A 21288-nucleotide genomic window follows, 5' to 3' on the forward strand; every position below is an offset into this window, starting at 1 on the left:
AAGCCTCATGTTCGTTATGGCCTGCATTAAGCCCACCAGGCCTCTTTGGGATAGGCCGGGTCTCCGATATAGACCGATTCGCCGATTTTCGGCGTGGCGATGGGCACGTTCCGGCGTTCGGCTTCTGCTGTCGCACGGCGAATAGGGTCGTTCCAATCATGCAGCGACAACGTGAACGCCGCCCAGTGAATCGGGAGGAGCAAGCCGCCCTGTACGTCCACATGGGCTTGCACCGACTGTTCGGGGAGCATATGGATGTCGATCCAGCGTGGATCGTATTGTCCGCATTCCATCAAAGCCAAATCAAACGGCCCATACTTCTCACCAATCTGCTTGAAATGTGGACCATACCCGCTGTCCCCGCTGAAAAATATTTTACGCTCCGCCGACGCAATCACCCAGGAACACCATAACGTGCCGTTCCGATTCGCAAGGCCCCGACCCGAGAAATGACGAGCTGGCGTACAGGCGAGCTTCAAGCCGTTCCATTCCAGCTCTTCCCACCAGTCATGCTCACTGATCCGCCCCGGATCCACGCCCCAGCGTTCCAGGTGACTGCCCACCCCTAGCGGGACGAAAAACCGCCCCACCTTATCCTTCAACTTCTTGATGGTCCCATAGTCCAAATGATCATAATGGTCATGGGACAAGATCACCGCATCAACGGCCGGCAAGTCCTCCAGATCAAACGGCAGCTGCTGGTTAAACCGCTTGCCGCCAAACGGAGGGACCGGCGTGGGCGACGGGCCGAGCATCGGGTCAAGCAGGAGACGCTTACCTCCGAAATGCAGGAGCAGTGCCGAATGGCCCAACCAAACGACCATGTCGCGGTCCAGGTTCCCCAGTGTCTCCGGCGTCAGCTGCACGACCGGAAGCGGCCGATCCGGCCTTACCCGCGGATTCCCCCGCAGGTAATCCCGCAGCACCGAAACCATGCTGCCCGAAGCAGGCTGGAGCAAGGAAGTGGGTGCGGTGTACACAAACTTCCTTCCCTGCCGGTTCGGAGATTGCGAGTAACGCGCCAGCTCCGCAGGAGAGGCCTTCCCGCCAAAGGCCGGGTGCAGTCGGAGAAAGAGCGTAACGCCGATGAAGATGACAAGTAAAATACCTAAAGTGATATACATGTAGGATACCGCCTTTTCCTATGTGAAGAGTGGATGATCGAAGGATTCAAGCAGAGTATACTGCATTGCGGGGGGCGTTGCCAAATGGGGGGTATGAGGCTACTTAAAAAAGAAATAGACCGCCCACTCACCAAGGAAACGGTCTATTTCTGATCGTACAGCACCAAGAAGGAAGCCGAACGCCGATAGGCGTAATTCGTGTGCAGAGCCGAGGATGTTAGCCGCCTCCTAAGCTTTCTGCTTCTATTCTTGATTTTTCTTTGTAGATAATGTTACTAATCCTGCCGAACTTATACAAGGCGTAGACGAAGGATAGGCGGTTACCGCACCCAGGTCACGATGTCGTCCAGCGCCTGCCTCGATTTGGGACGCGGCTCCTTCACGCGGTAGCCAAAGGCGGCGAAGCAAGCAATGCCAAACCGGTCATCTTCCAACAGACCTTCCTCCCGGAGGATCTGCTCTGCCTTGTCTCGATCAAAGCCTTCGATCGGACAGGAATCTACGCCGATCAGCGCCGCGGCTGTCAGCATGTTGCCGAGGGCGATATAAGCCTGTTTGCACGCCCAGTCGAACATCGCACGGTCACTTTCGAGCAGCCGGAAATCGGACTCCTGGAAGGTCCGGTAATTCCCCATCAGCATCTGGTCCACAATTTCGTCGGGGATGTGGTGGACCTCTTTCATCATATGCGTGACGTAAGGGGCGTCATATCTCAGATCCTTCATCGTCCGAGCCAAAATCACGACAAAATGGCTGGCGGTCGGCAGTTGCCCTTGAGCCCCCCAGGAGACGGCGCGAAGTTTCTCGCGGAGCTCCGGCTTCTGCAGCACAACGAATTTCCACGGCTCTAAGCCAACCGAGCTGGGGGATAAGCGGGCTGCCTCCAGGATAAACCGGAAATCTTCCTCCGGAAGGGTTCGGTCCGGATCGAATTGCTTGCAGGCATGACGGAAGTGATAAGCCTCCAGAATCGCTTGTTTGACATCGGATTTATCCAGTTTCGCAATCAGGCTCATAACGAAAAAAATCACTCCTCAACGTAAAAAAGTTGCGTACCCGCCGCACGGTTATGTCCCGCAAAACGTCCGGTACGGCCGGTCGCTGGCTGGCGGCAGCTCGGCGTAGTCCGCCTGCTCCGGCGTATGGGCGAAAGGCTGTGCCAACGCTTGGAGCAGCCGCTCCATCACGCTGTAATCCTCCCGCTTCACGGCGGCTTCGAGCGCTTCCTCCACCCGATGGTTACGCGGGATGACCGCCGGGTTGCTGCGGTGCATCAGCTCCCGGACCGCGTCGTCCGTTTCCGGCTGTCCTGCGAGCCGTGCCCGCCAACGCTCCAGCCATTCCGCCCATTCCGGCGTGCACGCCATCGGCGGCTCCTCCAACCGGCCAAAGGTCAAAGCGAGGAACGTATTGGTGTAGTCGGCATGGTGCTGGTGCATCAGGCCAAGCAGATCATGGATCAGGGCGGCGTCCTCCGCCTGTTCGCCAAACAAGCCCAGCTTCGACCGCATCCCCTTCAGCCATGCCGCTTCGAACTGTCCGGCGAAGCCCTTCAGCGCTTCTTCGGCGAGCCGGACGGCTTGCTCCTCCTCGTCATGCAGCAGCGGCAGCAGGCTTTCGGCGAACCGGGACAAGTTCCATACCGCAATGGATGGCTGATTGCCGTAGGCATAGCGGCCATGACGGTCGATGGAACTGAACACGGTCGCGGGGTCGTACGCGTCCATAAAGGCGCAAGGCCCGTAGTCGATCGTCTCGCCGCTGAGGGTCATGTTGTCGGTGTTCATCACGCCGTGGATGAACCCGACAAGCTGCCACTGGGCGATCAGGGCGGCCTGGCGCTGGGTCGCCTCCCGTAACAGCGCCAGGTAGCGGCCAGCCTCGCCGGTGTCGGCGAGCTCTGCCAGCTGCGGGTAATGGCGCTGGATCACGTAGTCGGCGAGCGTGCGGACGTCCGTCAGCTCGCCGAATTGCGCGGCGTACTGGAACGTGCCGACGCGCACGTGGCTGGACGCCACGCGGGTGAGAATCGCCCCGCGTAAGTCCTGTTCGCGGACCACCGTCTCGCCGGTGGTCACCACCGCCAAGCTGCGGGTCGTCGGAATGCCCAGCGCGTGCATCGCCTCGCTGATGATATACTCCCGCAGCATCGGCCCCAGCGCGGCACGCCCGTCCCCGCCGCGCGAATACGGCGTCCGGCCGGAGCCCTTGAGCTGGATGTCGAAGCGATCGCCGCCAGGCGTGATCTGCTCCCCGAGCAGCAGGGCCCGGCCGTCCCCCAGCATCGTGAAATACCCGAACTGGTGGCCCGCATAAGCTTGGGCCAGCGGCTCCGCCCCCGGCGGCAGCCGGTTGCCGGCAAAGACGGCCACGTTCTCCTCACTTCGCAGCGCCTCCGCATTCAGCCCAAGCTCTGCCGCCAGCTTGTCGTTGAGCACGATCAGCTGGGGGGCCCGAACCGGCTTGGCCTCCTGCTTCGTGTAGAAAAACTCCGGCAACCTAGCGTAACTATGATCGAAATTCCATCCGGCGTTCGGATTTGCGCTTGGTTCGTTCATCACGTTCTCCTTCTCATCGTCCTTGCAAGGTTACCCCTGACGGATCTCCCCGCAAGACGTTCATCGTTCCCTACTCCATTGTACCGGAGGGACGAGCCCCACGAAACTTGGGAGTCTTTCGCGCTGCGCTGACGGCTGGCCACCAAACCTCGGTCGGGTATTCCGAACTCCCAATCCGGACCGGCTCCCCGATTTTAGGCGTCGTTAACGATATCTCCCGCAACCTAGCTTCTATACTTAGCCGGCGAATGGGATCATACCAACTGTGCATCGCCAACGAGAAAGTCCCCCAATGAATGGGAAGCAACACGTTCCCCTTCACGTCCTGATGAGCCCGTACCGTTTGCTCCGGCAGCATATGGATATCCCACCATCGGTCGTCATACTGACCGCATTCCATCAAAGTGAGGTCGAAGGGGCCGTATTTGTCGCCAATTTCCTTAAAATGCGGGCCATACCCGCTATCCCCGCTAAAATAAACCCGCTTCTCCGGCGTGGTAATGACCCAGGAGCACCAGAGCCCGCCGTTTTGGCTAAGCAGCCCTCTGCCTGAATAGTGCCTAGCCGGCGTGCAGACCAACCGGACATCATGAAGCTCCAGCTCCTCCCACCAATCGTATTCGCTGATTCGAGCAGGCTTGACGCCCCACCGCTCCAGATGACAACGGATGCCCAGAGGTCCGATGAACTGCCCGACCCGATCCTTAATTCGCCGGATCGTCCCGTAATCCAGATGGTCATAGTGATCGTGAGACAACACGACAGCATCCACCGGAGGAAGCTCGTTCAAATGGCCGAAGGGCAGCTCACGGTTGAATCTTTTACCGCCTCCAATCGGCGACGAAGTCTGGCCAAACATCGGGTCTAACAACAGCCGGGTTCCCCCGATCTGCAACAGCAGCGCCGAATGGCCAAACCAGATCACCGTATCCTCCTGGATCTCTTCCATCACCTCCCGGTCGAGCTTGACTTGGGGCAATGGCCGCTTTGGCTTCAGTTCGGGTTTCCGCTGCACATATTCGCGCATCGCCGTAAAGAAACTGCCCAGTGACGGCTTATATATTTTTGTTTCCAAGGGGTACTCGAACTTCGTTCCTTTATAATTCGGAGATTGCCGGTAGCGCTGCAGGTCTGCAGGCGACGGCTTCCCTCCAAAAGGCGGGTACAGCTTCCGAAATAAATCCCATCCAACCGCCAGAAGCACCACAAAAGCAATCAAAACAAAGAGCCACATCATCAGCCCCATCCACCTTCCCTGAACAAATGACATCCATGCAGGAAGGTTGTGCCAAAGTCGGGGGATTTATGCGAAAAAGACCGCACTGCTACGGGGCTTCGGCAGACAGTAGCGGGTTACTTTGCACTATAGCGGCGGACCGCTGCGGCTACACACCGCGCTCCTGACGAAAGGCTTCGATCCGCTCCCGATTTTTCGCGTCGATTTGCAGGGAGATGCCGCGGCAGTTAATGACGACCCCCTCCAAGTTACCAGATACCGTCAGCAGGTCGTCATAGGATGCGATGTTGCTGCTCCAAGCCGTTTTATCGTAGACCTTCTCGAACTCCGGCCAATCCGTAAATGCCGGCAGCCACGCCGAGCCATCCTTCGCGCTGAGCACGCCAAATTGCAGGATTGTCCCTTGCTTTAAGGTTTTCATGCCGTGCTCATCCGCGGGCGAGGCGTCGGACTCCTTCACTTGCATGGGCACCAGAAACTTCGCCTGCAGGATTTTATCCAGCATCTCAGCCTCCAGCGCGTTCAGCTGCTGCCCCCGGGCCTCCGGATCGCCAGTCGGTGCGTGCAACGTCTGGAAGAAACGAATCATTGCTCGCTGCAACCCCGGATTCGTGACGGGAATGTTGATCTCCGGCGTCCCCGTCCAATCCGGTGGCGGCAAGATCTCATCCCGCTGGATTTCAATATGATATTGCCCGTTGTCCACGAGGACCTTCGATAACCCCAAAATATGAAGCTGCGCGAACGTCTTTAGCACTTCTTCCCCGCCGATCGGTTGCATCTCCAGCATCAGCAGCTGCTGCCGGAAATAATCCTCCGCGTTCTCGGCGAATACCTTCTGCGAGAACATCCATACCCGGTCATCCCCATCCACGTAAGGATATCCGGTTGCCTGGTCGCACGCGAGGTAGAGCGTTTCGGCGGTTTTTATTTTTTCATACAGCACGCCAATAAAGTCCTTCATCCGTTCATCCAAATACACATCCGGAAAAGCCTCCTCCGCCTTAAACCGCTTGGCCGCATGCACCAGAAAAATCAGCTCCTGAATCTCCAGCCCATCCAGCTCTTCCTGCGAAATCTCCGGCGTCAACAGAAAACTCCGCCCGATCTCGTCTCTCCGTTCCTCGTTCATCTGGCACCCCATTTCCCATATCGTTTGAATCTAGTATAGCTCATAACGGTGTAGTGAAAGTAAATAACTGGTACAATAAATTTTGAATACGACTGAATTTTGGAATTGGAGAAGATTATGGACAGACGAGATGTTATTTTTTCTTTGACGTATTTGCCATTGTTAATACGATTAAGATGTAAGGAAATGGCTAAATTACCGGCCTTTCTGGGATCAACTTTACATGGTGTTGTAGGATGGACATTGTTGAATAACAGGGAGGTGTATGAATATCTTTTTGAAAACCGCAGATTGGGCGGGGCGAAGCAGGATATTGTGAATCCTTACATGATTGAACCTCCAAGATCCCGAATCGTCTATCATCCGGGGGATGAACTTTGCTTCAGGTTTGTTCTGTTTGGAGAGGCAATCCGTTATGCAGAGGAAGTGGTAACTTCGATGGTTAAGGCTGCTTTTTTCGGAATAGGTGCCGAGCGGAAGCAATTTGAATTATTGGATATTCTACACGCTGAACACCTTTATCCAATCTGGCAGCAAGGACATAGTTATCGCGATTCTATGGCTGCCGTTAATATCGAGACGGTTGCGGTACCCGAGCCTGCTTCATGGTGTTCTGTGCATTTATTAACGCCAGTCCGGATTAGACGTGGTGGAGAATTGGTGCAAAACATCAATTTTCCCACAATTATACGAGGTGCAACTCGCAGAATCCAGGCTTTAACTGAGCGTTACGGCGGCTATATCGACCAAGCTAAAGCAGAGGAAGCCATTGCCTTTTCAAAAAACATAAGAGAGCTGTCCTCCGGCTTGTATTTGAACGAAATGCACCGATATTCTAATCGCAAGAGCGAGTCGCTGGATTGGAGCGGAATGCTGGGGGCCATAACCTTTGCGGGCGAGCTTGACCCATTTACACCGTGGTTAAAGGCTGCGCGAATTTTGCATATCGGACGAAATACAACCTTCGGTTGCGGACAGTTGGATGTTATTTTTCGATAGAACTGAAAAAAAGTGAATATATGATTTCCAACGCGTGCGATCCGGCAGATGTCGGGAGGCACGTTTTTTATTGGTATTTTAGTCCTAATTAACATGACGGGAAAATTAGCCTACTTTTCAAAATATCAGATGCGGAAAAAGAGAGAAAAGAGGATTTTTTGGAATAATATGCTATAATAATGGGGTATTTTGCCATTTTATTCTACTGAATAGAGGTGTCTCTGTACATGACTAAAGAACTATCAAATGAAGAAAAGAAGCAAAAAATCGTAAACAACATCAGGAAGAATTACCGTCAGGTAGAGATGTCTATTGTAAACCAATTATTTATGAAACACGATTTGCATGGAACAACCATAGGTTCAGAACGGGAGAGCATTTGGGGACAGTTATTTGAAATGATTGTTCCCAAAAAGTTTGTTATCGAACCGTCTGTATTTATTATCGATTCCGAAGGGCGCGTCTCGCATGAAGTAGACTTTGCTATTATGGATGAAATGTACACTCCATATATCTTCCGCTATGGAAAAGTAAAGTTTGTGCCTATTGAGGCAGTCGCGGCTGTAGTTGAATGCAAGAGTCAGAGCGTTAATGAGGCGCAGGTCAAAAGATGGGCAAAAAGTATGAACCAACTGCGTACTTCGGGTGAATCTGTTGCCCGAATGGCAAATATGATTGCAAGCGGCGCTACACCAACGCAGCAATCAACTCGTCCGATTCGTATTTTGTGTGCATTACAAGACACTTGTAGTGATGGTTTAAAGAAGCATTTCGATTTTACTTTACTTGCTAGTTACAAGAAGGAAAATCAAAGTGACGGGAGGATTGAGATTCATCTCAATCCACAGAAAGCTCAGTCATCATTGAAGGATTGGTATAAGGAGCTTAACTTTCATAATTATAAAATTAAACAAGGAGAATTCAATAGTATTAAAGAGATAGACAAGCTTGCAGGCATCTTTCTGACTGAGTATGCAGTTCAAGATAAGGGTAGCGAAAACATCTCTCTGCTCACCTTCAACTTCCAGTTAAATCAACTGCTGATGCTGATCAATAACCCGATTTTATTCCCACATCGCGCCTATGCCAAGCTATTCAATTATCCTGGAGAGGAGGGCAATAATGGAGAAATACGTAGTAGCCGTATCGATTGACAGGGTTCAGACCTTTTTATATGAGGTGCTTTATTCGCGAGTTCAAGACAAGCAGACCAACAGCGGTACGCTAAGTACGATTATCGAATCTTCCCAAATGATCTCTGGTCAGTTCTATAAAGACATTGGCATCGAAGGAAACGGTCCTTTTGCCGGTGATATTGATGAGCAATTGCTGACTACTTCCGGTAACTGTATCTTTATAACCTCTCTTCCCGAAAGTCAAATTTCTAAAAATCTGGATGAGATATTTGAAAAATACTACAAGAGATACAGCGGGCAGCTGCTTATCAAATACATCTATTTTCCGCTGGCCGACTTGCAGTTGTCCCATCAGGCCGACGGTGAGGAATTATATAAACTGAATGCCATCAAGGAAAGCAAACGGAGGTTGCGTGAGGATGCATGTCTTAACGAGATCATTGAACGCAATCAAGATTTGCTGTTTAATTTTCCCGCCCCATTGGAAACGAACTCGGATTCGGAATCGGCATTGTCGCAAGCTAAATCTCCATCGGATTGGGAAAATGCCTTTTCGGCATTCTCGCAGACAATCAACCAATTGTATGATGACCAGGATGCAGAGAATGAAAACCACTTCCGTATCGCGGTTATCAAGGGCGACCTGGATGGCATGGGTGAATTATTCAAAAGCATCCAGAACTATGATACGTATAATGCGGTAAGTAAACTCTTGAACGAATACGTGTCGCTTCAGAATCTCCATCAGATCACGCAGCAATTTCAGAAGCAGGATGCAGAAGAACAGCGTGATAGGCTCAGATTGTATCCGCTCTATATAGCGGGCGATGATATTTTCTTTGCTGTGCCTGCTTCGCAATTAAGTGCGGGGATTAATATTTGTAAACATATTCTGAAGCAGTTAAATGAGGGAATTATACAGGCAGTTCAGGAAGATAAGCAAGGTGGCATGAACATAGAACTGTCCATGAGCATTGGCGTAGATTTCACGTTTAATCGTGAACCCATTCGATACTACTATGCTCGCGTGCAGAAACAACTGGAGATGGCTAAACAAGAAGCAAGCCATCCAAAAGTTACAAAAAACTATCGTCCAGTTCATTGCATGAAGATCAGCATCAACCATCTTGTGTTCCACGATTATGAGGAGGATAAAGGAAGTCGCCGTAAAGAAGGAGTTTCAGATGACTCCAGCGAGAACAACGCAGATCTCCTTACTTGGAAAACCATAGTTCATGGTGTAGAAAGATTGAAGCACGCGATGAGTTGTGGTTTTGCAGCGCATCACTTCCTGTATGGCCTTCTAAACAAAATCACAGACCCGGAGTCATACAACAGTAATTTAAAGTATAGCAACGCCCTGTTTTATCATTTGATTCCTCAACACCTGGAAAGTGGAAATGAACAGTTAAGAGAAGCTGAGCTTTGGCTTTTAAACTCAATAATAGACCAAATCATGAGGAGAACCGAAAAAAGAGATAAGGCAGGAAATGCAGAAAATACGGGGATTATTTTTCTTGATGACAAACATAAAAAGCGACTCGAGTGCTATGTCCGTGTTCTCCTGTTGTTTACAGACCCCAGATTCAACAAGTCAACTCAGTCTATTAACTTCGACGCAACCCAAGTCAAAAGTGACTTGTTTATCAATCCATTAAAATATATTTATAACACTAGTTTGGGAGGTTCCGCCGCTCAACCCTTACGAGATGTATTCATAAAGGTTAAGAAGAAAAAGAATCGCGCATCATCAGAGGACATATATCGCACATTGCGAATTTCCAATTCTTTATTTTATAGAATTAAACACAAATATTTAAATCATCCTGAAACGGTGGCCAAGCTCATTGCTGCTGCAAATCCACGAACGCCTGATGAGGCGGAGAATCTGCTGGACAAATCAAAACAGAAGCATAAGGCGCCGCAACGTTTTACCTTCGATAGACAAAGGTTCTTGCGGGCATCCAGCAAGTCGGAAGTGTGGACAGCTGATCATGTTGAAGCGCTGGCTGTCTTTTATAAACTGAATAACAAGTCTATCCAGTTGAAGACTATATATGATTTCAAAGCATTAGGAGAAGCTCAAAGCCAAAATCCAAATCAAAAATGGTCAGGAGGAAAGCCGAATGGCAAAGGGAAGAATCGTCCCCAAAATAAGTGTTAGTGTCACAACCAAGTCCAATTTATTCATCGGTGGATCCCCAGCAACATTTGAAATTGGCGGGGTCGATCTATTCACTGTAACGAATGCGAAGGGTTTGCCTTATATTCCAGGCTCGTCACTCAAAGGAGTGATGCGTCATATGGTTCGTGAGCTCATCTCCAGCAACCCATCAGAGCAGCCAGATGATGAGCTTCGTGTATTGGTTAATGAAATCAATCAATGGTACAAGGGTTATTTACAGAAAGTTGCTTTGGAGCAAGAAGAACAGTTGACACTGTTGAACATAGAGAATGAACGTAAAGAGCGGGCGGTGCGTCGGATGCAGGATGCTATTGACTGCGCATCCGCTGAGTATTTATTTGGCATAGAAGGTTTTAACGATACGCCAAAGCTGTTGTTTAATGATCTGCTCGTTGTTTCAGCCGAGTCAGTTGCGGATCGGGATGCCCTGTTCTCCGTTGACACCAAAAACAAGATTGAAGATGTACAAATCAAAAATAGAGAACATATTGTTGCTAATCCACGCAGCTATCGGGTTGTTCGCCCTGGAGTCACTTTTGTCGGAGACATAATTCTGTATCGGTTTGAACTTCTGGGAAATGCGAGCAAGCAGCAAAAAATAATCGAATTCATTGAGCGTCTTCTGCTTCAATTTAATGAAGGAATTTATCGCCTGGGCAACTCGGGCAGCCGTGGCTACGGCCGAGTGCAGGTTGATATTATAAAGGAGGAGGTCCAGCTTGGCTGAGCGGGTGAAATATCGGGTTGATTTAAGGCTCGTTGGACGCATGACACAAATTCCGGATTCCCAGAAAATATTTGGAGCCTTAATGCACCGTTATGCAGAGTATACTTCAGAGGAGCAAACTACGGCATTGGTCGCTGAGGTTAAGCAGTCTTCCTATGGATTTTTGCTATCCAACCTGATGCCGAAGGGGTATTTGCCAATGCCCCAAACGTATGTGTTAAGCAGATTATCGAGTACTGTCGAAGAATCGGGTAAATCGTTTTACAAATCACTCAAAAAACGCCTGTTTGCCCCTATAGAGCAGATGGAACATGTCATCTCAAGACCTGGTCACTTACCCGATCCCTATATTGAAGTGGAGCAGATCCAACAGATTCATGCAGCGATTGATGGAAAGCGCTATAATATTCCCGCCCTCAGCCCTAATTTATATTCGGTACCTGAAGTCGTCGTTAGGGAGGTTACGGCTTCAACAGATGAGAAGAAATCAGAAGATCGTACCCGCCTAATCCAGGATTTTTCTTTTTATATCGGCCTGGAAATAGGTTTAGAGCATGACATGATGATCGAAATGTTACATCACGCCAAAACTAGCGGTAGACCATTCGTTCTTGGAGCCAGAAGCTCACAAGGTCTTAACACCTTTGAAATTATTGATATTCACGCGGAGACATATGAGTCCTCGGTTGGTGAAGGTTACTATCTAAATCTAGGGATGCTGCTTCCACGGAACATTGATTATTCCAAGTCCAGCTTGAAGCTGTTTACTTCAGAGCGACGTCCATTCAATCCAAAGATAGGTTGGGATGAATCGATGAAAGGTCACTTTATTAGCTTTATTGATAGCGGAAGTGTAGTGTATGTGAACGATACCATCGAAACTGCGGGCGGCTGTGTACCGTCCCCTATTCACCCCAAGGAGATTGTGTTTGGCAGGGCTTATTTGCATCCGCTGGCCGGATTGGAGGCTGTGAAATGAAACGCTATAAATATCGATTTCAGACCATTTCATGTCTTGCTCTATCACCGCGGGATCATCAGGGATTCTATAAGGATGCCGGCGATTTTGAAACTAAGGATATTCGTATATCCAATCATCGGGACAAGCTTGGGGATCTGGAAAATAAGGTCAACATTATATATCCGTTCTATCAATATGGGACATATCCAAAGTATGATCCAAAGCATACCCAGTATTATATTCCAGGGTCGTCGATCAAAGGGGCTATCCTCGCTAAGAATTCCACGAACGCGGATGACCAATCAGAGATCAAGCTTATGGTAGATGATGTATCTGTCAAATCCGAAGATCTTCGGCTCCATCTGCTCTATAAAGTACAAAATTTAGCACCTGAATCGGAACAGGCTGTTGAACTTGGTGAATTTTTTCCGAATGTGGCTGTAGAGATGCTGACCCGTAACTGTGACTATACGGGAGAAATGTTTGGGAACGAGGAGTATATTCGACACCGTTTGTCCTGTTCACAAAAGGCAACAAAAGAAAAGTTGGGACGGTTTATAGAACTGTTGGATAATGCCGGAATGAATGGACGGCGAAAAGTAAAGGAAAGTTCTTATGTTAAGCTCCAGAATATGCAGAATGGTGTAAAACAAATCCTAAAGGAGATGGAAGGAAACAAGGATTCTTTTATTTTGCTAATGGGTGGCTTTAAGGGATTATCCTTATCCAGGCAGCTTTCGTCCATAGATGGAGTAAAAAGTGCAATCTATGTGGACCATGTTGAAGGATCTTATTTGCCACATGGCTTGGTAAGGAATATTCTCGAGTAAAGTTACAGTACCTGCAAGGAGTCTGGTGCGAACCCCAAGCGCACATGATATCCCCGGGAGATTCGCACCACGCGCCTTGTGAGGACTGATAGCATTTTGACCTCTTTTTTGCTATGCTTGAAACAGCCATTTTATAAGGTTTGGACCTCTGTCAAGATAGTAGACATGGATTTTAGTGATTCACCGCATTGAAGTAGTGCTGCCTTTCAAAATCAGATGGCGTGCAGTACCCGATCGTCGAGTGAATACGCTCATTGTTGTAAAATACTTCGATGTACTCGAAGATGCTTTTCTCGGCTTCAGCACGGGTCTCAAATTTATTCAAATAGATAAGTTCCTTTTTGATAATGCTATGAAAAGATTCAATGCAAGCGTTGTCGTAGCAGTTCCCTTTCCGGCTCATGCTCCCTGTCATGGAGTAAACCTGGAGTTGCTTTTGGTAGTCATGGGAGGCGTATTGGCTGCCGCGATCGGAATGATGCAACACTTCTCCATCGGGCTGCTGACGACCGTAAGCTTGCCTTAGCGCCTGCAGCACCAGCTCTTTTGTCATGCGGTCACTCATATGCCATCCAACGATCTTGCGGGAGTACAGATCCATTACGCTTGCCAGATACAGCCAACCCTCCCCGGTCGCGACATACGTAATATCTGTCACCCATTTCTCATTCGGTTTACTTGCCGTAAAGTCTTGGTTTAACACGTTGTCTTGTACCGGCAGGCTGTGCTTGGAATTCGTTGTGGCTTTATATTTCTTGACGGTTCTAGACCGCCACTCTTGCTTCTTCATAATCCGTGTTACGGTCCGTTCAGATATGCTGACTCCTTGCTGATTCAGCTTCTGCGTGACCTTTGGGCTCCCGTAAAGCTGACGGGAATCGTCGAACACTTCCTTGACCTGCTCTGTCCATTCTTTGTGCTGGCGCTCTCGTTCACTTTCAGGGCGATCACGCCATTTGTAATATCCGCTGCGAGATACGTTCATTACTTTGCACATCTTCTCCAGTCGGTACTCGGAGCGGTTTTCGTGGACGAATGAATATTTTACCGACGGTCTTTCGCGAAGAAGTGCATTGCCTTTTTTAAGATTTCGTTCTCCTCTTGCAACTCACGGATTTGCTTTTGCAGTTCCCGTAACTGATGGTTTTCGGACTTAAACACTTGATTTTGAACGATTTCCGGCTCGCTACCAAACTTCTTCATCCAACCGTACAAGGTATTGTCCTTTATCTTCAGTTCGCGGGCTACCTCCGCCACCGCCTTCCCGCTTTCTTTGACATACTGAACTGTCTTCTTTTTGTACTCATCGTCATAAAGTGGCTTTTTCATCTTTGACACAGTCCTCCGATAGTTGTCGTTTCATCAGTGTAATCTGTGTCTACTATTAAGTCTAGCATCAGTTCTTTTGAGCCTCTGAGTCCTTGATGGGCCGGGGCTCATTTCGGGTGCTGTCGCACCTTACGTAGGTGCGTGGATTGAAATGACAAAGCACTTACCGATGCGCTATATGCGGCGCGTCGCACCTTACGTAGGTGCGTGGATTGAAATCTCCGTTTTATCTCCGCTCCCATTGCCGTCTGCGTGTCGCACCTTACGTAGGTGCGTGGATTGAAATAGAGTACACGCCGTGAATACCCGCTAGGCGGAACGGTCGCACCTTACGTAGGTGCGTGGATTGAAATTGTTTGCGCCGCCCTATCTCCACGCTGATCTAACTCGTCGCACCTTACGTAGGTGCGTGGATTGAAATTCAAATTCACTATCCCGAATCCCGGTTTTACAGTGTCGCACCTTACGTAGGTGCGTGGATTGAAATCAAACATCGATAAGGTCGGTGAAGTTGGGAAAATCGTCGCACCTTACGTAGGTGCGTGGATTGAAATATTTGTTGACGATGGAAAGCCTATCGAGATTGACGGTCGCACCTTACGTAGGTGCGTGGATTGAAATTGAATAATCCGCATTTGCACGCCTGTGGAAGTATACGTCGCACCTTACGTAGGTGCGTGGATTGAAATATATCAGCACCTCTTTGGTTTTGTTTGGTTTGTTGTCGCACCTTACGTAGGTGCGTGGATTGAAATCTGCTGCAGCGCTGCCTGCATCTGCTGGTTCTCCTGCTGTCGCACCTTACGTAGGTGCGTGGATTGAAATGCTTTAACCGAGCGGAGCCTCCCGGTGCTCCCCGAAGTCGCACCTTACGTAGGTGCGTGGATTGAAATATCGCGGCCAGTAGCGACCTGTTCGCCGATCGTAGTCGCACCTTACGTAGGTGCGTGGATTGAAATGCTAATCAAATTGCTTATGCCAGTAATGTTAAACTGTCGCACCTTACGTAGGTGCGTGGATTGAAATGCGCCCAATACGCCAATGATATAGTCAGCTTCGGGCGTCGCACCTTACGTAGGTGCGTGGATTGAAATGTGCATGAGCGCTCGGTATGTCCAACGCCACGGCGTCGCACCTTACGTAGGTGCGTGGATTGAAATCGGCGAAAATAGGCCCACTGAAAAAACAGATCGTGTCGCACCTTACGTAGGTGCGTGGATTGAAATTTCCGAGATAGCTTGTCCGGTATTGGGCTGTACCGTCGCACCTTACGTAGGTGCGTGGATTGAAATTGCGCTGGATGCGCTGTAGTAGACGCTTCGTGTGCATCGTCGCACCTTACGTAGGTGCGTGGATTGAAATATCGACATCCACGTGATTAGCGCCATCTTACGGTGTCGCACCTTACGTAGGTGCGTGGATTGAAATTTTGCCTTTAAATGAATCAATAATATGACCAATGATGTCGCACCTTACGTAGGTGCGTGGATTGAAACAGCTTCGCTGGCGGCTTGCGGATGTCCATTGAAGCGGTCGCACCTTACGTAGGTGCGTGGATTGAAATCAAGCGATCAATCCGCTTATGAGCTTGTTTAGACGGTCGCACCTTACGTAGGTGCGTGGATTGAAATCGTTGTCCCCATGATAACAAAAGTTACGTCATCCGTGTCGCACCTTACGTAGGTGCGTGGATTGAAATTATGAAGTGAAGCGCCTTGACTTTTTCGGCGATCCGTCGCACCTTACGTAGGTGCGTGGATTGAAATGCACATTGTTTCGGTGCTGACCGGGATTGATTCGGAGTCGCACCTTACGTAGGTGCGTGGATTGAAATGAGAAAAACTCCTTTGTCTGTTGCTGACCCTGCGGGTCGCACCTTACGTAGGTGCGTGGATTGAAATTTAATTAGATCGATGGCTTGTTGTTTAACTTCACGTCGCACCTTACGTAGGTGCGTGGATTGAAATATCTTGAAGTTTTATAGTGACACAAGAAGTCAAGGCAGTTTTTTGAAATTTTTAAGTTGTGATATCATTCGCAATATGTGATCGTGATAAGGTTCTGGAGGGGAACCCCCCTGCCGAAAACTGGTAGATAATCCGCGGTAATTAACCTGGTTCCCCCTATAGATAGCACGCTTGCACTGCCAGTATGGGCTAGATCACGGATAGGCTAGAGTTGTGTTCAAGAGGTGGCTTTGCCTCCTCAAGGGAATTCCACCTGGATTCTCCTTCTGCCCTTAGCGACACCGGCCCCAAACTTCCTAAAAACAACAGGGCGGCAAAACAAGATAATATTGCCTTGTTTACCCTCATACAAATTCCCCTCTCCTTCCATATTAAGGATTTGTTCCCCTATCAGCCTCCTCCATCGGTCAATAAACGGACATGCAAAGGACAGGAGGCGGCCAAAAAGCGGACTTATTTGCGAAAACATTCACTATATCATGAATCTAGGTATGGATTAAATAAACACGAAAGGTCGAAAAAATCGGTACGAGGCATATAAATGAATTGTCGAGCACCTCAACGAAAAGTTAAAATATAGTTATCAAGCAGATAAAGGAAGGTGATCGTTTGCCCTTTACCATCGACAATACGATTCTTCTCTTCTCCCTGCTGTTGTTCATCGGAGTGTTTACCACCAAGTTTTCCTCGCGGCTCGGCTTGCCTTCCCTCGTTTTCTTTATTGTCGTCGGCATGATCCTAAGTAAATTTATTTACTATGACAACGCCGTGATCACCCAGCTTTTTGGCATCATGGCACTGATTGTCATCTTGTTTGAAGGCGGGCTGCAGACCAAATGGCAGAACGTCCGTGGAGTGTTGGCTCCTTCCTTGTCACTGGCGACCCTCGGTGTTGTTTTGACCACGCTTGTCATCGGGGCCTGCGCGAAATACATCCTGGATGTCAGTTGGCTGGAAGGCATGTTGTTTGGCTCGATCGTCGGTTCGACGGACGCCGCGGCTGTATTTGCGGTACTAGGTGAGAAAAATATCAAGCAAAGGCTCACCTCCACCCTTGAAGTCGAATCCGGGTCGAACGACCCTATGGCCGTCTTTTTAACCGTCTCGGTCATCCAACTGATCCAATCACCGAACGCCAGTATGTTCACGATGATTTTGAGTTTTTTCTGGCAGATGGGATTGGGGCTAGCGATGGGCTTGCTCTTAGGAAAAATCGCGGTTTGGTGCATCAACAAAATCAACCTCGACTCCTCTGGGCTGTATCCCGTGTTAGCAATGGCTTTTGCGATTTTCACCTACAGTTCCACGTCTCTGCTCAAAGGGAGCGGACTCCTTGCCGTCTATGTCATGGCGATGTGGGTTGGCAATTCAGATCTCACCTACCGCCACTCCATCTTCCGGTTTAACGAAGGCTTTGCTTGGATGATGCAAATCCTCATGTTTATTCTGCTAGGACTTCTGGTCTTCCCCTCTGATCTCATTCATATCATCTGGCAAGGCATGGCGTTATCCATCTTATTGATGTTTGTCGCCCGGCCGATCGGTGTCTTCCTCAGTACGATGTTTATGCAATTTAACGTGAAGGAGAAGATTCTGATCTCTTGGGCCGGACTACGCGGCGCAGTGCCGATCGTGCTGGCCACCTATCCACTCATTGCCGGCATTGAAGATGGGCACCTCTTTTTCAATGTCGTCTTCTTCGTTGTGTTAACCTCCGCTTTGATCCAAGGAGCGACAATTTCCCCTTTAGCGAATCTTCTGGGCCTGTCCGAAGGCAAAAAAACCATTGTTCCTCATGCGCTAGAGCTTGTATCCATGGGGAAAACCAATCACGAAATTGTAGAAATCCAAGTGAGCGAACATTCCGCCGCAGACGGACAAGAGCTCAGGCAGCTTAAAATGCCGCAAGATTCGCTGGTCAACGCGATTATCCGCGACCAGAAAATGATCACCCCAAGGGGCCACACCCGCCTGCAAGCCGGTGATACCTTGTACGTTCTGGCGCGAAAAGGACAAACCGAGGAAATCAAAGCGCTGTTTCACGAGCAGGTGCTATTGCAGGAGAATAGTTGAAGAGGGAGAGGGGACAGACACGGCCCTATTGGACAGGTCGAAAGCGCAGCCTCCGGTGTTCCGGGGGCTGTTTTTTTGCTTGTACCGAGGCCCGAAGAGATGGAACGCCTGTGAAGAAATGACTTGGTATCCATTATCCATTGCCTTATACTAAATTTAGTTGCTAATATTTAGGAGGTCATAGGTCGAATGCATAAATACAGTAATATCATTTGCAGCCTGATTCTCGCTGCTGCTTTTTTAGGAGGATGTTACATCTTAGCTGAAAGAGGAGAAGACAAGTCAGAGCAGGAGGTTCATGCTAAGACGGTTATCGGGAATAAATCGATCCTAACCGAAAGCGAATTAGCCGATTATTTAGGCATTACCATGAGTGATTTGCAGGACCTCCTGGAGTTGGATCGGAAGAAAAGAGAGAATTTACAGGGAGCACGCTCATATGATACCTACTCGATTTTGCCTAGTATGGAGCTTCCTAACCGGAGTCACCTTTTTTTGAAGAGCGAAGTGGATAAGTGGGTGGAGTATCAAGTCATGCACGGATTGTGAGGCGGGAATTATGAGGAGAGATAAGAGCGTTGACGTTTTTCTTAGCATCATCCTCGGTATTCTTACGGGATTAATGCTTGGAACCAGCGAAAATTATGGGGTCACCATATTGTTAGGGTGCATTTTTTGGTTGCTGACTTTTATTTATGCGAAGCTTCCCACTTCAAAGGCCTCAAATGATCCAACAGAACAGAGAAGAAAAACGGGCACGAAGGAGCACGACACATGAAACGAAGAACCATGCTGCTCTTGATTCCCCTTGTGATTCTCGCCATGGTAGTGCTTTTCCTCAACCTGTATCCCACGCTGGTCAGAAACACGAAATATGATCTTCAAATTGGATACACTCAAAATCAGGAATTTCCTAAAATAAACGATCATTCGGATCATTTTAAGAACAACGCCGGGCTCATCGCTATGGCCATCTACCCGGATAAGAAGGAAAGTCTGCGCCAGGCTCAGTTATATGTCACCAAACGCGGAGACAGCGAAATTCTTCAAGTTGAGAAAATGAGAGAGACGGCTGACTTAGCGGCTTTTGAAATGCGGCTGAAAAATCTGCAGTGGGAACCTGGAGAGTACACGTTATACTTCAAACGCGGATCGGATATTCAGATGAAGCTTGATTTTACGTTGGAGTAAATCAAGCTATCACTTTTAAGTTACAACTATTGCAAATCTGTTCCATCATACCCATGTACTAGATTTGTTGATATAATATGGTTGTACAACAGACTTGGGTGGGGAAGTATTGCCTCCAGAGCGGGGGTGATGCTCATGCAATTTTCGTTATCAGAAGTGCTTATGCTTGGCATGTTCGTGCTAGCTTTGCTCACTTACCTGCATAAACGAAAATAACCCGCCCAGGTTAGCGCCAAGGGTGCGGGTTATTGATCCAAACACTTTGGAGGTTTCCCACCCAAAATGTTGTACCGGGAGTCGGATGGCCGTCCGGCTCCTTATTTCTATCCTAATCATATCACGGCTGTTTCATTCCTGCAATTTACGAGTTAGCCAGTGCCGTTCTATTAGTGAACTCCACTTTCGAAGAAATCACATGAGGAAATCACCGTCAATTTAATTTTTATACACCCTGTCCAGTGCATCGAATATCATTTTTTCCGCTTCTTCAAATTGGTCATCCCGGCTCACTACAAAACCATGGCTGCTATCGGTCATTCTTCTTGCCGTCACGGGTACACCTGCCTGTAATATCCTGTACGCATACTTTTCCGCATCTTCTCCACGGTAATCATCCCAGCAAGAAATAATTAAAGCTTCAGGTAACCCAATCAGCATTTCGTCCGGTGCAAAGATCAGAGACGCGGTGGGGTCCAGTCTGTAATCCTCGTCAATATAAGCGTCGTAATACAGTTGAGACAGTCTGCATACGCCGTCGATCGAGATCCTTTTCCTCGTCTACAAGAGCACTGTTATACAGGCTGGCAATGGAGAGCGGAACATTCTCCGGGTCTTTATACGCATTGCGCTTAAGCGGCTGAGGGGTATACAAATTAAGGGAAGGGTAATCAAGGATTTGCAGTGCAATCTTAAAATTACGTTGTTCAAAAGGGTAATTGCAGCAGCAAGGTTCCCGCCGGCACTATGTCCGCACAATACAATTTTCTCCGGATCAATGTTCAATAATTTTACTGTTCTTGGTGATAAACCCTCCGCCATGGATGTTGACAAAAAGGGGATACGGGCCTTTCTGATCGGAATCAGGATAATAGACGTAAATATGGGTTTCCCCGTCACGTGTCGGAACCATCATTTCTTCCGTCTTACCGACCTTGTATTTATTCATCAACTCTTCGCTGACTTTATCCTCATCGCTTCGCAACATTTTGACTAGCCGTTCTTGTTCCTTCGATAGCGTGGACGTACCCGCATAGGCCGTTACTGAAGGCATACTCAACAAGAAGGTCAATAATAGGATAGAAACACTTAATTTCACATTCCTTTTCTTTCTAATAAGGGAGACCTTGAGCGCGAACGGATTTAACCCAAATCGGCGTCCTGATTGAGTCCCCTCCGCTTTACGAGAAGAGAGAACCTTAGGGTGCGGACGACGCTTCTCCGCCTGCCGGACTCACGGATGAACGAGGTTCTGCACATCGTCGGATTGATCAACATTGGGAGAAAACGCTCCGGCCAGTTCTCCATGGGGATGAAGCAACGGCTCGGCATCGCCATCGCCCTGTTTAACCACCCCAAGCTGCTGATTCTGGACGAGCCGACTAACGGTCTCGATCCTATCGGCATTCAGGAACTTCGGGAGCTGATGATGATTTTTCACGTATTGATATTCCGTCCATAACTACACAGGACTGTCCTAATCATACTTAAGGCCGGCAGACAGTTGGGGAAGGGCTTGCCCGCCTTGATGATTATGAGTTAGCGTAAATATTATTTGCAAAAGAGCGAGTCGATAAAGGATTCGATTTCTTTATCGAAGGAATGAAGAAATTATCCCGAAAC

General features: G+C 48.9%; 18 protein-coding genes, 1 pseudogene and 1 CRISPR repeat array. Of the genes and pseudogenes, 10 read left to right on the top strand and 9 right to left on the bottom strand.

Going from position 1 to position 21288, the window contains the following annotated elements; genetic code table 11:
* Nucleotides 1-26: 26 nt before the first annotated feature.
* From ACL02P_RS16965 to ACL02P_RS16985, 5 genes are all read right to left on the bottom strand, one after another.
* A complete protein-coding gene (locus tag ACL02P_RS16965; protein WP_009223491.1) occupies nucleotides 27-1124 on the bottom strand; it encodes an MBL fold metallo-hydrolase in 1098 nt (365 codons plus the stop codon).
* A 320-nt stretch (nucleotides 1125-1444) separates the two neighbouring features.
* Complete coding sequence (locus ACL02P_RS16970) at nucleotides 1445-2140, bottom strand: NAD(P)H-dependent oxidoreductase (protein WP_009223490.1); 696 nt, start codon at nucleotides 2138-2140, stop codon at nucleotides 1445-1447.
* A 51-nt stretch (nucleotides 2141-2191) separates the two neighbouring features.
* On the bottom strand, nucleotides 2192-3682 hold the full coding sequence (locus ACL02P_RS16975; RefSeq protein WP_260070138.1) for a protein adenylyltransferase SelO: 1491 nt from the start codon (nucleotides 3680-3682) through the stop codon (nucleotides 2192-2194).
* Nucleotides 3683-3752: 70 nt separating this feature from the next.
* Nucleotides 3753-4919 carry an MBL fold metallo-hydrolase gene (locus tag ACL02P_RS16980; protein ID WP_412837755.1) on the bottom strand — a complete coding sequence of 389 codons (1167 nt, stop codon included), beginning with the start codon at nucleotides 4917-4919 and terminating at the stop codon, nucleotides 3753-3755.
* Nucleotides 4920-5067: 148 nt separating this feature from the next.
* Nucleotides 5068-6051 (bottom strand): SseB family protein, encoded by a 984-nt coding sequence (locus ACL02P_RS16985; RefSeq protein WP_412837756.1) that lies wholly within the window; start codon nucleotides 6049-6051, stop codon nucleotides 5068-5070.
* 186 nt (nucleotides 6052-6237) lie between these two features.
* Here ACL02P_RS16985 and cas6 point away from each other — a divergent pair, with 186 nt between their 5' ends.
* The 6 genes from cas6 to ACL02P_RS17015 all read left to right on the top strand — a co-directional run bounded on the left by cas6 (nucleotide 6238) and on the right by ACL02P_RS17015 (nucleotide 12889).
* Complete coding sequence (cas6, locus tag ACL02P_RS16990) at nucleotides 6238-7050, top strand: CRISPR system precrRNA processing endoribonuclease RAMP protein Cas6 (RefSeq protein ID WP_412837757.1); 813 nt, start codon at nucleotides 6238-6240, stop codon at nucleotides 7048-7050.
* Nucleotides 7051-7277: 227 nt separating this feature from the next.
* Nucleotides 7278-8204 carry a DUF6602 domain-containing protein gene (locus ACL02P_RS16995; protein WP_412837758.1) on the top strand — a complete coding sequence of 309 codons (927 nt, stop codon included), beginning with the start codon at nucleotides 7278-7280 and terminating at the stop codon, nucleotides 8202-8204.
* Nucleotides 8173-10350, top strand: coding sequence for a Cas10/Cmr2 second palm domain-containing protein (locus ACL02P_RS17000; protein WP_412837759.1), 2178 nt, complete (start codon nucleotides 8173-8175; stop codon nucleotides 10348-10350). Before ACL02P_RS16995 ends, ACL02P_RS17000 begins: the two co-directional genes overlap by 32 nt.
* Nucleotides 10313-11098 carry an RAMP superfamily CRISPR-associated protein gene (locus tag ACL02P_RS17005; RefSeq protein ID WP_412837760.1) on the top strand — a complete coding sequence of 262 codons (786 nt, stop codon included), beginning with the start codon at nucleotides 10313-10315 and terminating at the stop codon, nucleotides 11096-11098. The genes ACL02P_RS17000 and ACL02P_RS17005 overlap by 38 nt, the downstream gene beginning before the upstream one ends.
* The gene (locus ACL02P_RS17010; protein ID WP_412837761.1) at nucleotides 11091-12077 is read left to right on the top strand and encodes a hypothetical protein; all 987 of its coding nucleotides are present in this window, start codon (nucleotides 11091-11093) and stop codon (nucleotides 12075-12077) included. Before ACL02P_RS17005 ends, ACL02P_RS17010 begins: the two co-directional genes overlap by 8 nt.
* Nucleotides 12074-12889, top strand: coding sequence for a hypothetical protein (locus ACL02P_RS17015; RefSeq protein ID WP_412837762.1), 816 nt, complete (start codon nucleotides 12074-12076; stop codon nucleotides 12887-12889). The genes ACL02P_RS17010 and ACL02P_RS17015 overlap by 4 nt, the downstream gene beginning before the upstream one ends.
* A 172-nt stretch (nucleotides 12890-13061) precedes the next feature.
* On the opposite strand, the gene ACL02P_RS17020 is transcribed toward ACL02P_RS17015, so the two are convergent.
* Nucleotides 13062-14218 (bottom strand): IS3 family transposase gene (locus ACL02P_RS17020; protein ID WP_412837763.1). Its coding sequence is split into 2 segments (ribosomal slippage): nucleotides 13062-13966 and nucleotides 13966-14218, totalling 1158 coding nucleotides; the frame shifts between segments, so codons are not numbered across the junction.
* Nucleotides 14219-14339: 121 nt separating this feature from the next.
* Nucleotides 14340-16185: direct repeats of the CRISPR family, unit length 32 nt; unit sequence GTCGCACCTTACGTAGGTGCGTGGATTGAAAT.
* A gap of 609 nt (nucleotides 16186-16794) precedes the next feature.
* Between ACL02P_RS17020 and ACL02P_RS17025 the strand changes: the two genes are divergently transcribed.
* The 3 genes from ACL02P_RS17025 to ACL02P_RS17035 all read left to right on the top strand — a co-directional run bounded on the left by ACL02P_RS17025 (nucleotide 16795) and on the right by ACL02P_RS17035 (nucleotide 19449).
* The gene (locus ACL02P_RS17025) at nucleotides 16795-18258 is read left to right on the top strand and encodes a potassium/proton antiporter (protein WP_323078183.1); all 1464 of its coding nucleotides are present in this window, start codon (nucleotides 16795-16797) and stop codon (nucleotides 18256-18258) included.
* 189 nt (nucleotides 18259-18447) lie between these two features.
* Complete coding sequence (locus ACL02P_RS17030) at nucleotides 18448-18807, top strand: hypothetical protein (protein ID WP_260070386.1); 360 nt, start codon at nucleotides 18448-18450, stop codon at nucleotides 18805-18807.
* Between the two features lie 225 nt (nucleotides 18808-19032).
* On the top strand, nucleotides 19033-19449 hold the full coding sequence (locus ACL02P_RS17035) for a hypothetical protein (protein ID WP_260070387.1): 417 nt from the start codon (nucleotides 19033-19035) through the stop codon (nucleotides 19447-19449).
* Between the two features lie 435 nt (nucleotides 19450-19884).
* On the opposite strand, the gene ACL02P_RS17040 is transcribed toward ACL02P_RS17035, so the two are convergent.
* The 3 genes from ACL02P_RS17040 to ACL02P_RS17050 are packed head-to-tail and all read right to left on the bottom strand — an operon-like array spanning nucleotide 19885 to nucleotide 20764.
* Entirely contained in the window at nucleotides 19885-20214 is a 330-nt protein-coding gene (locus ACL02P_RS17040; RefSeq protein WP_311202261.1) for an alpha/beta hydrolase fold domain-containing protein, read from the bottom strand.
* A 12-nt stretch (nucleotides 20215-20226) separates the two neighbouring features.
* Nucleotides 20227-20487: an alpha/beta hydrolase gene (locus tag ACL02P_RS17045; protein WP_397376594.1), complete on the bottom strand. Its 261-nt coding sequence runs from the start codon at nucleotides 20485-20487 to the stop codon at nucleotides 20227-20229.
* Complete coding sequence (locus ACL02P_RS17050; protein WP_260070388.1) at nucleotides 20441-20764, bottom strand: hypothetical protein; 324 nt, start codon at nucleotides 20762-20764, stop codon at nucleotides 20441-20443. Before ACL02P_RS17050 ends, ACL02P_RS17045 begins: the two co-directional genes overlap by 47 nt.
* Before the next feature lie 35 nt (nucleotides 20765-20799).
* Here ACL02P_RS17050 and ACL02P_RS17055 point away from each other — a divergent pair.
* Nucleotides 20800-21103: pseudogene (locus ACL02P_RS17055) on the top strand (ATP-binding cassette domain-containing protein); the annotation flags it as partial.
* Nucleotides 21104-21288: the final 185 nt, after the last annotated feature.

This window comes from Paenibacillus sp. MB22_1, assembly GCF_047200555.1.
Classification (GTDB): Bacteria; Bacillota; Bacilli; order Paenibacillales; family Paenibacillaceae; genus Fontibacillus; species Fontibacillus phoenicis.

Coding starts and splice junctions, on each gene's coding strand:
- ACL02P_RS17045 (WP_397376594.1), bottom strand. CDS start 20,487: ATGGCGGAGGGTTTATCACCAAGAACAGTAAAATTATTGAACATTGAT.
- ACL02P_RS17000 (WP_412837759.1), top strand. CDS start 8,173: ATGGAGAAATACGTAGTAGCCGTATCGATTGACAGGGTTCAGACCTTT.
- ACL02P_RS16970 (WP_009223490.1), bottom strand. CDS start 2,140: ATGAGCCTGATTGCGAAACTGGATAAATCCGATGTCAAACAAGCGATT.
- ACL02P_RS16995 (WP_412837758.1), top strand. CDS start 7,278: ATGACTAAAGAACTATCAAATGAAGAAAAGAAGCAAAAAATCGTAAAC.
- ACL02P_RS16965 (WP_009223491.1), bottom strand. CDS start 1,124: ATGTATATCACTTTAGGTATTTTACTTGTCATCTTCATCGGCGTTACG.
- ACL02P_RS17035 (WP_260070387.1), top strand. CDS start 19,033: ATGAAACGAAGAACCATGCTGCTCTTGATTCCCCTTGTGATTCTCGCC.
- ACL02P_RS17015 (WP_412837762.1), top strand. CDS start 12,074: ATGAAACGCTATAAATATCGATTTCAGACCATTTCATGTCTTGCTCTA.
- ACL02P_RS17030 (WP_260070386.1), top strand. CDS start 18,448: ATGCATAAATACAGTAATATCATTTGCAGCCTGATTCTCGCTGCTGCT.
- ACL02P_RS16975 (WP_260070138.1), bottom strand. CDS start 3,682: ATGAACGAACCAAGCGCAAATCCGAACGCCGGATGGAATTTCGATCAT.
- ACL02P_RS17005 (WP_412837760.1), top strand. CDS start 10,313: ATGGCAAAGGGAAGAATCGTCCCCAAAATAAGTGTTAGTGTCACAACC.
- cas6 (WP_412837757.1), top strand. CDS start 6,238: ATGGCTAAATTACCGGCCTTTCTGGGATCAACTTTACATGGTGTTGTA.
- ACL02P_RS16980 (WP_412837755.1), bottom strand. CDS start 4,919: ATGATGTGGCTCTTTGTTTTGATTGCTTTTGTGGTGCTTCTGGCGGTT.
- ACL02P_RS16985 (WP_412837756.1), bottom strand. CDS start 6,051: ATGAACGAGGAACGGAGAGACGAGATCGGGCGGAGTTTTCTGTTGACG.